Source organism: Fulvivirga kasyanovii, from assembly GCF_009711405.1.
Taxonomy (GTDB): domain Bacteria; phylum Bacteroidota; class Bacteroidia; order Cytophagales; family Cyclobacteriaceae; genus Fulvivirga; species Fulvivirga kasyanovii.
The window spans coordinates 8,964-24,098 of sequence record NZ_SMLW01000593.1 but is presented as its reverse complement, the minus strand read 5'-3'; the positions used below and the strand labels follow the sequence as shown (position 1 = coordinate 24,098).

General features: G+C 44.5%; 11 protein-coding genes. 5 read left to right on the top strand and 6 right to left on the bottom strand.

All coding sequences use genetic code 11. The features are described 5' to 3' along the window. Positions 1-90: 90 nt before the first annotated feature. The 5 genes from E1163_RS17230 to rsfS all read right to left on the bottom strand — a co-directional run bounded on the left by E1163_RS17230 (position 91) and on the right by rsfS (position 5,434). Positions 91-618, bottom strand: coding sequence for a cupin domain-containing protein (locus E1163_RS17230; RefSeq protein WP_155173697.1), 528 nt, complete (start codon positions 616-618; stop codon positions 91-93). A 644-nt stretch (positions 619-1,262) separates the two neighbouring features. Beyond that, a complete protein-coding gene (locus tag E1163_RS17225; protein ID WP_155173696.1) occupies positions 1,263-2,075 on the bottom strand; it encodes an NHL repeat-containing protein in 813 nt (270 codons plus the stop codon). Next, positions 2,053-2,832 (bottom strand): UDP-2,3-diacylglucosamine diphosphatase, encoded by a 780-nt coding sequence (locus E1163_RS17220; protein ID WP_155173695.1) that lies wholly within the window; start codon positions 2,830-2,832, stop codon positions 2,053-2,055. The genes E1163_RS17225 and E1163_RS17220 overlap by 23 nt, the downstream gene beginning before the upstream one ends. A gap of 102 nt (positions 2,833-2,934) precedes the next feature. Beyond that, complete coding sequence (gene ftsH / locus E1163_RS17215) at positions 2,935-4,992, bottom strand: ATP-dependent zinc metalloprotease FtsH (protein WP_155173694.1); 2,058 nt, start codon at positions 4,990-4,992, stop codon at positions 2,935-2,937. A gap of 64 nt (positions 4,993-5,056) precedes the next feature. After that, complete coding sequence (gene rsfS / locus E1163_RS17210) at positions 5,057-5,434, bottom strand: ribosome silencing factor (protein ID WP_155173693.1); 378 nt, start codon at positions 5,432-5,434, stop codon at positions 5,057-5,059. Positions 5,435-5,476: 42 nt separating this feature from the next. On the opposite strand from rsfS, the gene E1163_RS17205 reads away from it, so the two are divergent. From E1163_RS17205 to E1163_RS17190, 4 genes are all read left to right on the top strand, one after another. Beyond that, the gene (locus E1163_RS17205) at positions 5,477-6,229 is read left to right on the top strand and encodes a biotin--[acetyl-CoA-carboxylase] ligase (protein WP_155173692.1); all 753 of its coding nucleotides are present in this window, start codon (positions 5,477-5,479) and stop codon (positions 6,227-6,229) included. A gap of 140 nt (positions 6,230-6,369) precedes the next feature. Further along, positions 6,370-9,633 carry a VPS10 domain-containing protein gene (locus tag E1163_RS17200; protein WP_221418023.1) on the top strand — a complete coding sequence of 1,088 codons (3,264 nt, stop codon included), beginning with the start codon at positions 6,370-6,372 and terminating at the stop codon, positions 9,631-9,633. 52 nt (positions 9,634-9,685) lie between these two features. Beyond that, on the top strand, positions 9,686-11,602 hold the full coding sequence (locus E1163_RS17195; protein ID WP_155173691.1) for a CocE/NonD family hydrolase: 1,917 nt from the start codon (positions 9,686-9,688) through the stop codon (positions 11,600-11,602). Positions 11,603-11,751: 149 nt separating this feature from the next. Further along, positions 11,752-12,666 (top strand): glutaminase, encoded by a 915-nt coding sequence (locus E1163_RS17190; protein WP_155173690.1) that lies wholly within the window; start codon positions 11,752-11,754, stop codon positions 12,664-12,666. A 2-nt stretch (positions 12,667-12,668) separates the two neighbouring features. Here the strand turns inward: E1163_RS17190 and E1163_RS17185 are convergent, their stop codons facing one another. Beyond that, positions 12,669-13,565 carry a cation diffusion facilitator family transporter gene (locus E1163_RS17185; protein ID WP_155173689.1) on the bottom strand — a complete coding sequence of 299 codons (897 nt, stop codon included), beginning with the start codon at positions 13,563-13,565 and terminating at the stop codon, positions 12,669-12,671. Between the two features lie 98 nt (positions 13,566-13,663). Between E1163_RS17185 and E1163_RS17180 the strand changes: the two genes are divergently transcribed. Then, positions 13,664-14,995 carry a sialidase family protein gene (locus E1163_RS17180; protein WP_155173688.1) on the top strand — a complete coding sequence of 444 codons (1,332 nt, stop codon included), beginning with the start codon at positions 13,664-13,666 and terminating at the stop codon, positions 14,993-14,995. Positions 14,996-15,135 lie beyond the last annotated feature (140 nt).

Here is a 15,135-nt window from a genome sequence, read left to right as displayed (position 1 = left end):
AAAGATAGCATTTAAAGAATTGGCCCGGGCGGACGCCCTATTCATTTTAGGTCTTAGGATCGCTGCGCTTAAACCGAAGACCAGATGGGACTAGGCAGAAGTATTCCAGAGGCTGATTATACCTGCGTTTTCACCGTTCAATGGGTCCTTGTCAGGAAAAGGTACGGTGGCTATGTTTTTATCAGTTTTCGGTCGTTCGCCGTCCTCGCCTTTGTTCATGTCAGGTTGAATGCCGTCAGGATAGGCGCCGACTACTTCAAAACTGTCTCCAGCCTCAGGGCACTTATGAGCAACACCTGCAGGTATAACTATAACATTTCCTTTCTTAACTCTTATCTGTTTTCCGTTAGGGCCGCCTAAGTGCAACAATGCCCAGCCACTGAACACACCTAAAACCTCATGGGTGTTGCTATGATAGTGATGGAAATCATATACGCCCCATCTCCATGAATTTGTCCAGTTGTTCGAAGCAAACCTTTGCTTCAGCCAGTCCGCTGCCTGCGGTTCCGTATCTGAAAATGCCTGGTGATAGATCATCACCGGGTATTTGCTGTTAGGGATGTTTCCACTATTTTCAAAGTAGTGTGTTTCGATTTCTATACCTTCTCTTATCTTCATAACTAATGGATTTAACTTCTGTCAGCACTAGCCGTCATCTCCTGCATCCCTGCGGTATTTTAACATGAATAGCCTGGCTGGAAACCTTAAGAATGCGCTAACAGCCGCCCAAACTTTAGCATAGTAACCTGATGCTATTAAGATTTGACCCTTACAGGGGCTTGCCATGTACTCTTTGATCTTAACTTGATGGCTATGCTGTAAAACACCAACCAATATTTATAAAAAATGTTTGGCAACAGAAAATGAATTTACGATACGGCATTAGTTATAGTAGTCCTTTTCGGGGCAAAGGTAAAACCTGTGGAGTATATGGACTGAAAAGTAAGCAAGTAATGTAAAACTTGCCACTAAAAATCAGTAAACCGTGCTTATTGTTATCATTATACGAGTTTGCCTACTGCTGATTAACAACTGTCTGTCAGCAAAGAGGTGAAAAATTTAGGCTCTCCCCCAGAAATTCCGCTTGATCCTCCTTTTCGGCAGATTTACTTTCCAATTACCCAAATGTAGATAGCAGCATAAACAAAAAACTTCCCTCGTACTTTGCGGAGCAAAAAGGGAAGTTTTTTTGAATCAATCAGAACTTGAAAGCAATATCATAAATAAATGGGTACTGCGAATCCCCCAAACAGGGGTATTTTTTACTTTTCTTTAATCAGATAGCTGGTTAATGCACTTTCCGAGATCAGCGCCAGCTTATTTTCATCGTATAAAAAGGCAAATAACGCTTTCCCGGGTAGGGGAAGGAAAGATTTTTTGTCAGAATAGATGTTCACTTTTATCAGTGTACTATCTGAAATGTAGTACAGGTCGTCGCCCTTAAAGCTAAAATGATTTACTCCTTTGGCCGGTATTTTTTTGAGATAGTTGCCCAGATTGTCAAATACCAGTATGCCGCTGTTTTTGTCGCTGATGAAGACCAGGTTTTGGTACTCACGGATAAAAGTTATTTCGTATTTATCAGGGTCAAGGATCAGGTCAAAGGGTGTATTGATGGTATAGTCACCGAAGTTGATGTTATATTTTCTCAGGCCGAAGTTGATATAATCGACTATCCATAGATTGTTATCATAGCTCATGGTCATCATGCCACTGTAGCGGGAGAGCTCCGGGGCCGGGAACCTTTGAGAGGCAGAAAGGAACCTGTCTAGAAATACATATTCCTGAAAGTCTGCATAAAAAACAAAGATCTTGAGTGGGTTCCAGGCTTCTACCAGGGTAATGTTTCCCATTTGCTGTGGTGAGAAGGTTTGTATAAGGCTGGTGTTCCTGTATTGGTTCAGGTTGCCCTTTTTATCCGCTATATAGATGTGGTTTAACCGGTCAATGGAGGCGCTTACAGGAGTGTTAATACTTGTAGAGTCAATAGGTATCAATGCCTGCCCATAGCTCCATGTACAGCATAGAAGGCAGGCTATGAATAAAAACAGCTTACTGGCGGCTGTCTTCCTCAAAAGTATGAATCTCAAATTTTTCACCATCATAAGTGCCATAGGTCTGGAAGTTGACCCATTCTCCCAGGTTAAAGTAACGGCTATGCTCACCTACTTCCAAATCGAGGGGCAGGTGCCTGTGGCCAAAAATATAATAGTCGTGGTGCTCTTTTTGTTCCACCTCCTTGCAGTATTGCCAGAGAAACTCCTTGTCGCCCATGAAACGATCATCCTCTCCACTATTGCTGATGCGGCTTTTCCTGGACCAGAAGTTGGCTATGCCGATACCCGTGTTGGGGTGTATCCTTGCAAAAAGCCACTGACATAGTTTACTGCTAAATACCTTCTTCAATACTTTATAGGTGTGGTCACCGGGGCCAAGGCCGTCTCCGTGCCCGATCAGTAGCTTATGCTTTCCTACTACAAGTTGGAGAGGCTTGCGGTAGATAGGGATATTTAATTCTTCGGTAAAGTAATTAAACATCCACATATCGTGGTTCCCCGTAAAGAAGATAACCGGTATGCCTGCATCCGTTAATTCCGCGAGTTTGCCCTGCAGCCTGATAAAGCCTTTGGGAATGGCATGCTTGTACTCAAACCAAAAGTCAAAGATGTCGCCGAGCAGGTATATAGAGTGAGCGTCGGCCTTGATCTGGTCAAGCCATCTCACAATCTTTTTTTCCCTTTCCAGGCTTTTGCTTTTAGTGGGTACTCCCAGATGGAAATCAGAGGCAAAATATATTTTCTTTCCACTCAGGGTATCTATGGTGTGCGGCATATCAGTTTGTAAGAACGCTAAAATAAAAAGAGGTTGCTTCAAAAGCCAATCATAAAATGATTTTGACCTTCAAAACAGCCTCTTTTCAAACATGGTTTATCTTTATATATCCTTTTTCGTAGAGTCTACGTCAAGAGGTTTTGTAGATTCCTCAGGTGCTGAGGAGCCTCCCATGCCCGAAGGCTTGTGGCCTTCTTCCTCTTCTTTTTTATCTTGTCCGTTAGTAAAAGCTTCATAATTTGTCGGGTGCGAGAATGGTCGCTTACCGATCAGCCTTTCCAGATCAGACTGGAAGATGATCTCTTTTTCCAACAGCTCTTTGGCTACTATTTCCAGTTCTTTCTTTCTGTGTAGCAGCAAGTCTTTTGTTCGCTGGAATGCATCTTCAATAACTTTTCGAGCTTCCTGGTCTATAGTTTCTGCCGTAGCTTCAGAGTAAGGCTTGGTGAAATTATAGTCAGACTGCTTGGAGTCGTAGAAAGATACGTGACCTACTTTGTCATTCATACCATAAACAGATACTATGCTGTAAGCCATTTTAGTTACCCTTTCAAGGTCACTAAGTGCTCCTGTAGATATTTTGTCAAAGATGATCTCTTCTGCGGCCCTGCCGCCCAGTGCCATACACATGGCATCGATTAATTGTTCTGTCTGGTAAAGGAACTGCTCTTTGGGCAAGTACTGGGCGTAACCTAATGCGGCAACACCTCTCGGTACAATACTTACCTTCACTAAAGGATCAGCATGCTCCAGGAACCATCCTGCTACGGCGTGTCCTGCCTCATGGTAGGCCACAATTTTCTTCTCTTCAGGAGATATAATCTTGTTTTTCTTTTCAAGTCCGCCGATTACCCTGTCGATAGCATCGTGGAAGTCCTGCATTTCTACAGCAGGCTTATCCTTACGGGCAGCGATCAGGGCCGCTTCGTTACAAACGTTGGCGATCTCTGCACCTGCAAAACCAGGAGTCTGGGCTGCCAGCTTTTTAGGGTCTACGTTCTTACCAAGCTTTAATGGCTTAAGGTGTACTTTGAATATCGCTTCACGGCCTACAATATCCGGCTTGTCAATACTGATCTGCCGGTCAAACCTTCCTGGTCTCATTAATGCTGAATCCAGTACATCAGGGCGGTTGGTCGCTGCAAGTATAATTACACCGCTATCGGTAGAGAAACCATCCATTTCTACCAGAAGTGAGTTCAGTGTGTTTTCCCTTTCATCGTTGGAGCCAGGCATCTGCCCTTTACCTCTTGACCGGCCGATAGCGTCGATCTCATCAATAAATACTATACAGGGGGCTTTTTCTTTAGCTTGCTTGAACAGGTCCCTTACCCTGGCTGCACCAACACCCACGAACATCTCCACGAAGTCAGAGCCTGAAAGTGTGAAGAATGGTACGGCAGCTTCCCCGGCAACTGCTTTTGCCAGCAAGGTTTTACCGGTTCCCGGAGGGCCTACGAGGAGTGCTCCTTTAGGGATTTTACCTCCTAGTTTAGTGAATTTGCTAGGGGTTTTTAGGAATTCAACAATCTCCCTTACTTCTTCTTTGGCTTCATCAAGGCCTGCCACATTGTCAAAAGTGATTTTTACTTTGTTTTCTGCATCAAATAACGCAGCTCTTGACTTACCGATATTGAATATCTGCCCGCCGGGGCCACCGCCACCGGTCATTCTTCGCATCAGGAACCAGAATCCGAAAAGGATGAATATGAAAAATCCCCACTGGAAAATATAGTTGGTGATATCTGATTTGTCGTCTACCTCATAATCTACCTGCTGGTCGGAAGGAAGCTTCTCGTTGAGCTCCTGGTATTGCGTAATAAAGCTGTCAACAGAGCCTATGTTTAATTTATAGTGAGGCCCTGAGCTTACCCCGAATGGGCTGCTTGTTTCCAGCTCACTTCTGTACTTGGCGTTTTCCAGAGCCTCTGGCTTTAAGGTAACTTCTACGTATTTCTGATTTCTTATGAGCACTACCCTCTGCACATCATTGCTCATCATCATATTCTCAAACCTATTCATAGTAATAGGTACCAGCGTGCTCGACTGGTTGAATATCATTATACCAAATATCACGGCTATCAGGATCACGATGACCCATACCTGATAATTTGGTTTTTGAGGTTTATTAGGAATAATATTTTTCTTCTTATCTGGCATATCTGTTTAAAAAAAATTGCTCAACATCAACTGTGTAACGTTATATATCTATTTAAGTTTCTCTTCAGGCTCCGTCGTCAATGGTTTCGATTTTGGCATCGCCCCAAAGGTTCTCAAGGGCATAAAACTCACGTTTGTCCTTTTTGAAGATATGGGCTACTACATCTACATAATCCAGCAACATCCATTCTTTATTATTTTTGCCCTCCTGGTGCCATGGGTCCTGATGAAGTTCTTTGGAAACGACTTCATCTACGGAATCTGCAATGGCATCCAACTGGGTGTCAGAGTTACCTGAACAAACCACAAAGAAGTCTGCGATTGCATTTTTAACCTCTCTCAAATCCATTATTACAATATTGGAAGCTTTTTTCTCCTGCATACCTCTCACCACTGCGTGACTCAATTTTTCGGAAGGAGCTAAATCTTTATTTACATTCATTAATTATCTTTGAAATATACTAAACAAAACTAACAAAAATACTTGTATAAAATTCCTGCCAAAACATTATTTCTGGGCAAAAAGATCAATTTTCTGCCAACTTGTCACTCTACTAATGATGAAGCCGCGCATCTGCTTGAAAAACATCCGGTTATTGAGGGAACAATTGTTATCACAGGCAACCAAACAGCCGGGAAGGGACAACGAGGCAATGCATGGCTGACAGAACCTGACAAGAACCTTACATTTACTTTAATACTAAAGCCAAATTTCTTATCAATAGTTCAACAGTTCAACCTCAACATCATCATCTCCCTGGGAATTGTCGATTATTTGAATAGTATAAAAAGTGGCTTTGAGGTGAAGTGGCCCAATGACATCTATTATAAGGAGCAAAAGATCTGCGGCATACTCATCCAGAACGTACTGAAAAACAACAGGATTGAATATGCTATTATAGGTATAGGGGTGAATATTAATCAACAGCAGTTTTCTGAGCAGAGAGCTGTTTCCCTTTCTCAAATTACAGGCGAAATTTATGATCTGGAGACAGCTCTGAGTACACTATGTGAACACCTTGAAAGGAGATACCTGCAATTAAAAAGAGGAGAGGTGGATAACCTGAGGCAGGAATATCTTAACAATATGTACCGTTTCGGTGAAGACCATCTGTATAAGGACAAGGAAGTGTTTCAAGGGAGGATAACCGGTGTAACCGAGCACGGCCTGCTTGAGATAGAGACTTACAAAGGTCTGAAACAGTTCAGTTTCAAGGAGGTAGAATTCCTTTCATAGAACACACCTGAGCGTACTGTGATACCGCGTAGCTGGGCAATTTAACCTTTTATAAAATAGCTACGGACTTCGCCGTTGTAAAGCTTGTATTACTTTGGTCATCTCAGCATCTTTAATTAAAGATCTAAACTCATATTAACATGTTAAAATCATTTCGAGGCCATCTTTTCATGGCCGCAGCAATATTATTTTTTGCAATTCAGGGTTTTGCTCAAAAGCTGGATATGGATAAGCTTAATGAAATGAAACCCCGAAGCATAGGCCCCGCCGGTATGAGCGGCAGGGTTACGGCCATTGATGCCGTTCATGATCAGCCTGATATTATTTATGCAGGTACAGCATCAGGAGGACTGTGGAAGTCGGAGAGCGGGGGAGTAGACTGGAAGCCTGTTTTTGACGAGGTTAAGTCGATGTCTATCGGAGCAGTAGCCATACAGCAGGATAACCCCGATGTGGTATGGGCCGGAACCGGAGAAGGAAACCCCAGGAACAGCCTTAACGGTGGATTTGGTATTTACAAGTCGCTTGATGGAGGTAAAACATGGAACCTGATGGGACTGGAGCAAACACGACACATTCACCGTATCGTAATTCACCCTGATAACCCGGATGTGGTTTATGCAGGAGCTATCGGTTCACCCTGGGGGGAGCATCCTGAACGAGGCGTGTATAAAACAACTGATGGTGGGCAAACCTGGGAAAAGGTGCTTTATGTGAATGAAAAAACAGGGGCCGCCGACCTGGTGATGGACCCGACAAACCCTAATAAACTTTTTGCTGCCATGTGGGAGCATAGGCGCAAGCCCTGGACTTTCCACTCTGGAGGCCCGGGCTCAGGTTTATATGTGACCGTTGACGGCGGCAAAAACTGGAAAAAACTTACCGATGAAGACGGGCTGCCGGAAGGTGATCTGGGCAGGATTGGTGTGGCTGTATCCAGGAGTAACCCCAAGCGTGTTTACGCCCTTGTAGAGTCTAAGAAGAATGCCCTGTACAGGTCAGATGATGGCGGCTACAAATGGAAAAAGATCAACGATGATACCAATGAAATAGGCAACAGGCCTTTTTACTACTCAGAGATTTACGTTGATCCTCAAAACGAAAACAGGCTGTATACCATATTCACCTATGTAAATGTAAGTGAAGACGGTGGCAAGTCGTTTACCCAGCTTATGCCTGCCTATGGCACCAGCCGTGGCGTTCACCCTGATCACCATGCCTGGTGGATCAACCCTAACGATCCCAGCTTTATGATCGATGGCAATGATGGTGGGCTTAACATAACCCATGACCGCGGACAGACCTGGAGGTTTGTTGAGAACCTTCCTATAGCCCAGTTTTATCATATTAATGTGGACATGGAGTATCCTTACAATGTGTATGGAGGCATGCAGGACAACGGTTCATGGGCCGGGCCTGCTTATGTATGGAAATCTCAGGGCATAAGGAACTCCTATTGGCAGGAGATCTCTTTTGGTGATGGCTTTGATGTTGTTCCTGATCCGGATAACTCACGATATGGTTATTCTATGGCCCAGCAAGGTTTCGTAGTTCGCTATGACAGGGAAACAGGACATCAAAGGTTTATTCAGCCTACACACCCTGACCCTGATATGAGGCTACGATTTAACTGGAATGCGGCCATTGCCCAGGACCCGTTTGATAACTCCACCATATATTTTGGTAGCCAGTTTGTGCATAAAAGCACTGACAAAGGCAGTACATGGGAGATCATCTCTCCTGACCTGACCACCAATGATCCTGAAAAACAGAAGCAGGATGAGAGCGGCGGTCTTACCATGGACGCAACCGGAGCAGAGAATAACACTACTATTCTGGCAATTTCGCCCAGTCCGCTACAGCAAGGCGTGATGTGGGTAGGTACAGATGACGGGCTTGTGCAGCTTACCAGGGACGGCGGTAAGTCATGGACGAATGTTACCCCGAAAATCACCGGCATGCCTAAAGCCGGCTGGGTGGCCCAGGTTAAGCCGTCAACTTACAATGCAGGGGAGGCGTTTGTGGTGGTCAATAACTACAGAAATTCTGATTACAAGCCATACCTGTTCCATACCACAGACTATGGAAATACGTGGCAGAGCATGGTGAACGAAAGCCAGGTATGGAACTATACTTTGTCATTTGTGCAAGACCCTGTTGAGCCCAGGTTGATGTTCCTTGGCTCTGAGGGTGGGCTTTATGTAAGTATTGATGCCGGTAAAAACTGGACCCAGTGGACCAATGGCTATCCTAAGGTGCCCACTATGGACCTGGTTATTCACCCCAGGGAGCATGACCTCGTGATCGGTACTTACGGAAGGGCTGCTTATGTACTCGATGATATCCGGCCGTTGAGGGCTATTGCCAGCGAAGGTCAGCAGGTATTGGATAAGCCACTTGACCTGTTTAAGGCACCCGATGCTTACCTGACACTCAACCAGCAACCCTCAGGGACGAGATTTGCCGCTGATGCCATTTACAGTGGTGAGAATAGAAAATCAGGTGCCATGATAACCTATCTGGTCAATAAGCCTGAAAAGAAGGAGGAGAAGGCAAAAGAGGAGCCTGTGGGCAAAAAAAAGGGTAAGAAGAAGACGGAAGTGGTAAATGAAAAAGCACCGGAGGACTCAACTAAAGTGGCTTACGATTCCCTGACCCTGGAGATATTCAATCAAAAAGGTGAATTGATCAGGACTTTGAAGCAGAAAACCCCGGAAGAAAATGGCATTCAGAGGATGTATTGGGGGCTTGATGAAAAGGGTGTGAATGGCCCGAGCAGGGCTAAACCCGGAAAGAATAAATCTGAACCGGGAGGAGTGAGTGTATTACCTGGTACATATAAGCTAAAAATGACTTTCGGCGATGTGTCGGATTCAGCCTCTATCCATGTGAGGTTCGACCCCAGAGTTGAGATGCCGGCAGAGGTGCTTAAGGCACAAAGGACTTTGCTGAAGCAAACGGAAAAAGACAGGGAACTGGCAGGCCTGGCAACGGCAAGGCTCGCTGAGTCCAAAGAAATTGTAGACAACTTTATCAAGAAAATGAATGAGAAGGATAAAGAGGCCTTTAAAGCATCTATTGAGAGAAGTAATGCAGTTAAAGATTCCATTGAAGCCCTGATGGTTCCGTTTGTTGGGGAGGATAACAGCAAGAAGCAAGGAATAATCAGGTCTCCGGCCCCGAATATTGGTGATCGTCTTGGTATCGCCGATTACTACATCCAGTCGTCATTATCTGCACCCGGTGATACTGAAAAAAGATTGGTGGAGCAGGCGGAGGCTAAACTGGAAGCAGCTTTGAAGGAGGTTGACGAGTTTTTTGAAACAGAGTGGAAAGCCTACCGTGAAGAAATGGAAAAGCTTGACCTTTCTCCTTTTAAAGAATATGAACCTTTGCAGAAGTAGGTCGTTCGTATAGCCAGGATTTAAAACCAATTATAATAAATTGAAAACTGATATGACCATAAGAATTTTGGTAGCAGTCCTTTTCCTGGGGCTTGCTACTTTTAATGTTGATCTGAAAGCCCAGGATCAGGACTCACTTTTCGTGAGGAACAATTATGACAAACATGAATACCTGATCCCAATGAGGGACGGCACCAAGCTGTTTACTGCGGTATACACCCCAAAAGATAAGTCTAAGAAATACCCTTTTCTGATGCAGCGTACACCTTACAGCGTGGCTCCTTATGGGGAAGATAAGTACAAAAAGAGCCTGGGGCCTTCGCCTTACCTGATGAGGGATAAATATATTTTCGTATACCAGGATGTGCGCGGCAGGTGGATGTCAGAAGGAGACTATGACAATATGAGGCCATTCGTAAAAGGTAACAACCCGAAGAATAAGAATGATATTGACGAGAGTTCAGATACGTTCGATACGATTGAGTGGCTGTTAAAGAATATCAAGAACAATAATGGTAAAGTAGGGCAATGGGGAATTTCATATCCCGGCCATTATACGGCAGCCGCCCTTCCCGAGGCGCATCCGGCCCTGGTGGCATCATCTCCGCAGGCACCGATTGCCGATTTCTTCTTTGATGATTTTCACCATATGGGAGCATTCCTGCAAAGTTACCTGTTTGCCTATCCCGTTTTCGGCCATCAGACCGAGCCTACAACAGAAAGCTGGTATATGGACAAGTGGACAAAGCTACAGGCTTCCGGTAATACTGCTGACGGATATGATTTTCATATGAACCTTGGTCCGTTGAAAAATGTGAAAAAATATTATCCCGATGATTTCTTTTGGGAGCAGACCGTGGAGCACCCAAACTACGATGAGTTCTGGCAAAAGAGAAATATATTGCCACACCTGAACGGTATTGACCATGCTGTAATGACTGTAGGTGGCTGGTACGATGCAGAAGACCTTTACGGGCCACTGAATATTTACAAAACCGTAGAGGAAAACAATCCTAAAGCTAAAAACAGTATAGTGATGGGGCCGTGGAGCCATGGTGACTGGGCAAGGGAAAAAGGTTATCAGGCGGTGAACCATATTTACTTTGGAGATAGTGTTTCCACTTTTTACCAGAAGAATATTGAAAGGCCGTTTTTTAACCACCACCTGAAAGGAGAGGGCCAGCTTGACTTACCCGAAGCTTATATGTTTGATACCGGGCTGAAAACCTGGAAGGAATTTGCTGCATGGCCTCCTAAGGACATACCGCCGGTGAAGTTGCGTTTTGCGAAAAATGGCAAGCTATTGATCAATGGACAAACGGATGAAGAAGCGACTTTCAAATATATTAGTGATCCGGCCAACCCGGTACCTTACACTTCTGAAACGGAGTCTGTAACATTTACACCCCGCAGGTTTATGACTGATGATCAGAGGCATGCCTCCCGAAGACCAGATGTATTGACCTTTGAAAGTGATGTGCTTCAGGAAGATTTGACACTGGCTGGAGAAATTGTGGCCAGACTTAAAGTGGCCCTTTCCTCAACAGATGCAGACTTTGTGGTTAAGCTGATAGACGTTTATCCTGATGATGCAAAGCCAAGCAAAATAACTCCTGAACATGTAGTAATGCCCGGGTATCAGCAATTGGTGAGGCATGAGGTGTTCAGAGGAAGGTTCAGGAATAGTTTTTCCGAGCCTGAGCCGTTTAAGCCAGGTGAGTTAGAAGAGGTAAACTTTCCGTTGCAGGACATTCTGCATACTTTCAAAAAAGGGCATAAAGTAATGATCCAGATCCATAGCACATGGTTCCCATATATTGACAGAAACCCGCAGAAGTATGTCGATAATATTTATAAAGCGAATGAATCTGATTTTCAGAAAGCTGAAATTACCGTTTATGGTTCATCAGTGGTAGAAGTTGGTGAAGATCAGTCTATGAATGTTCCGGTGGATATTTATAAAAAGTAACAGCCTCCTTATTACAAAGCATAGTTCTTATTTAGTTATATGCCTGGCCCCTTCTTTTGTACAAGGAAGGGGCTTTTACGTTGTTCACTTCTTATATTTTCCTACTTTTGAAGCAGCCTTTAAGTGGCTCAAAACTAACATCACAATCTATGGACTACCAAAAGATACTGGAAGAGATACACCAGGAAGTACTGCCCTTGCTTGATAAAGGTAAGGTGGCTGATTATATTCCGGAATTAGCCAATGTTGACGCCAGTAAATTTGGTATTCACCTACTTACCCTTGAGGACAATGCTTATTCGGTTGGCGATGTGCATGAAAAGTTTTCAATACAGAGTATCTCAAAAGTTTTTATGCTGGCCCTCACCATTTCACACCTGGGTGAGAAAGTGTATGAGCGGGTAGATGTGGAGCCTTCAGGTGACCCGTTTAACTCACTGGTGCAGTTGGAACATGAGTGTGGTATCCCTCGTAACCCCTTTATCAATTCAGGTGCCCTGGTGATCACTGATATGATGATATCTTCTTTTGAAGATCCGCGTACTGAGTTTTTGGAGTATGTACGTGACCTGGTAGGGCATTCGGAAATTTTCTGCAACATGAAAGTGGCCGCTTCTGAAAAGCAGCACGGCTTTAAAAATGCTGCCATGGTCAACCTGATGAAGTCATTCGGAAACATTGAGAATGATGTGGAGGACGTGCTTGACCTGTACTTTGAGTTTTGCTCCATTGAAATGACCTGTAGTGAACTGGCCAAAGCCTTTCGGGTATTTGCCAACCATGGCCGGGGTGTGATAGACACCAAAAAATACATTACAGAAAGCCAGTTCAAAAGGATAACAGCTATTATGCAGACCTGCGGGTTTTATGATGAGGCCGGTGAGTTTGCGTTCCGGGTAGGCTTACCTGGTAAAAGTGGAGTAGGAGGAGGCATAGCAGCCATACTCCCGGATGAATATAGTATAGTGACCTGGAGTCCGGGGTTGAATAAAAAGGGGAATTCCCTGGCGGGCATGAAGGCTCTGGAACTTTTTACTACCAAAACAGGAACCTCTATTTTTTAAGGTTAGCAGTGTTCAAGCTCGCACGATTCATTTTCGGTTTCAAATTCAATGGTCGCGTGCTCAATGGAAAATGACTTTAGCAGATCCCTTATTTGCTCTTTTATCCCAGCCAGTTCCGCCATGCCCTTTTCCTGGGCAACTACCAAATGGGCACTGAAAACATAATATTCACCATCCATTGACCATAGGTGGCAGTCATGCACACTTCTGATCTCCGGGTTTTTATTGATCTCAGCCATAATTTTATCTATTTCCACACCTTGGGGCGTACCCTGCAGTATGATCCTGAAACTCTTCTTAATATTGCCAAACACATTGTAAAGGATGTAGCAGGCTATTAGTAAAGATAAGATCGGATCAAGAATAGGTACATCATAAAACCTCATAACAATAGAGCCTATCAAAACAGCTACCCAGCCCAGCACATCCTCAAGCAAGTGGAGGGATACCACTTCTTCGTTTAATGATGACCCTTTCCGAAGCCTGAGTACTGCAGCTCCATTGACTACTATACCCAGTATGGCCAGATACATCATGCCCTGGGCATCTGGTTGTTCAGGGTTAAAAAGACGTGGGATAGCCTCATAAATAATGATGCCCGAGCCAGTAAGCAATACCACCGAGTTAATAACTGCACCTAACAATGAAAACCTGCTATATCCGTATGAAAAGGTTTTATCACGTCCTTTGCCTGAAAGCTTTTGAAAGTACCATGAAAGGCCCAGGCTAAGGCTGTCGCCGAGATCATGTAATGCGTCGGAGAGAATGGCCACACTATTGGTGAGCAAGCCACCGATGATTTCAATAATGGTAAAACCCAGGTTAAGGAAAAAAGCTACCTTGAGGTTCTTTGTTCCGTGATGGTGATGGTGGCCATGATGTCCGTGGTCGTGTCCCATATGATTTGGTTGTCGGAATTAATAATTAAATTAACAACAAGCCAGCCTGTTGCACAGTTTAAAGGCAATTGTATATTTGTTTAACTAATTTATCAACTATGCGATATATTTTCTGCTTATCCCTGATCACAATTTTTGCACAAACCTATACTTTCGGCCAGTTTAAAAACATCGTTCTGGACAGGCAGGACTCCATCACCCGTGCCCCTGCTGAGCCAAGTGTGGCTATTTCATATAAAGACCGTGACAATATAGTAGGTTCAGCCATTTTGGATAAAGTGTATGTGACCAAAGATGGTGGAAAAACCTGGTCCAAAAGCAGGCTCACCTCCTCTATGGGTGTGTGGGGCGATCCGGTCGTAATATCAGACAGGAAGGGGGACTTTTACTACTTCCACTTGTCGGATCCGACCGGCAAAAACTGGAAAAGCGAAGAAATACTGGACAGGATCGTGTGCCAGAAATCATCAGATCAGGGAGAGAGCTGGTCTGATGGAGCTTCTATCGGTTATAACCATCCTAAGGATCAGGATAAGGAATGGGCAGTGGCCGATCCCAATTCAGGAAGTATTTACGCAAGCTGGACGCAGTTCGATGACTATGGGTCTAAAGACTCCACATGCTATAGCAACATTCTGTTGTCAGAGAGCAATGGAGGCAAAAAGTGGTCTGACCCGGTACAGATAAACCAGGTTTCCGGTGACTGTATAGACGATGATAATACTGTGGAGGGAGCTGTGCCTGCTGTTGGGCCTTTAGGGCAACTTTATGTAGCATGGTCATATGGAGAAAAGATATACCTCGATAGGTCGCTGGATAAGGGCAAAACGTGGCTAAGGAATGACATAGTAGTGGTGGAACAGCCTGGGGGATGGACATTGAACATACCAGGGCTTAACAGGACCAATGGTATGCCTGTACTTATATGCGACAACAGTAACAGCCAGTATAGAGGCTCTTTATATCTCAACTGGTCTGACCAGCGTAATGGTGAAGATGATACAGACATATGGTTCATGAAATCAGCCAATCATGGCGATACATGGTCAGTGCCTGTTCGTGTGAATGATGATGCCCCGGGCAAGCACCAGTTTCTGTCGTGGATGACTATGGACGAGACCAGCGGCTTTATTTACATCGTATACTATGACCGACGGAATTATGACGACCTTCAAACCGATGTTTACCTGGCCTACTCTACAGACGGAGGTAATTCCTTCGTCAATAGAAAGATCAGCGAAACACCTTTTACGCCAGATGCAGAATATTTCTTCGGCGACTACTCCAACATAGCGGCCCATGAGGGCAGAATAGTACCCATGTGGACCCGTATGGACAACGGTCAAACCTCTATCATAACCGCCATCATTGAGCAGGAAGAATTGACAGGAGTTGAAAGGGCTGAGAAGAAGGGGAAGAAGAGTAGGTGATGTGCTTGATGACCAGGCGGGATGGCGACCAGTAATCGGTATTCGGCCTGGGTTTGAAGTCAGAAGATAGGTGACTGAAGAAGTTGACCGGTGAAACAGTGAATGGTAATTGGTGATCGCAAAAGGCGATCAGCAATAAT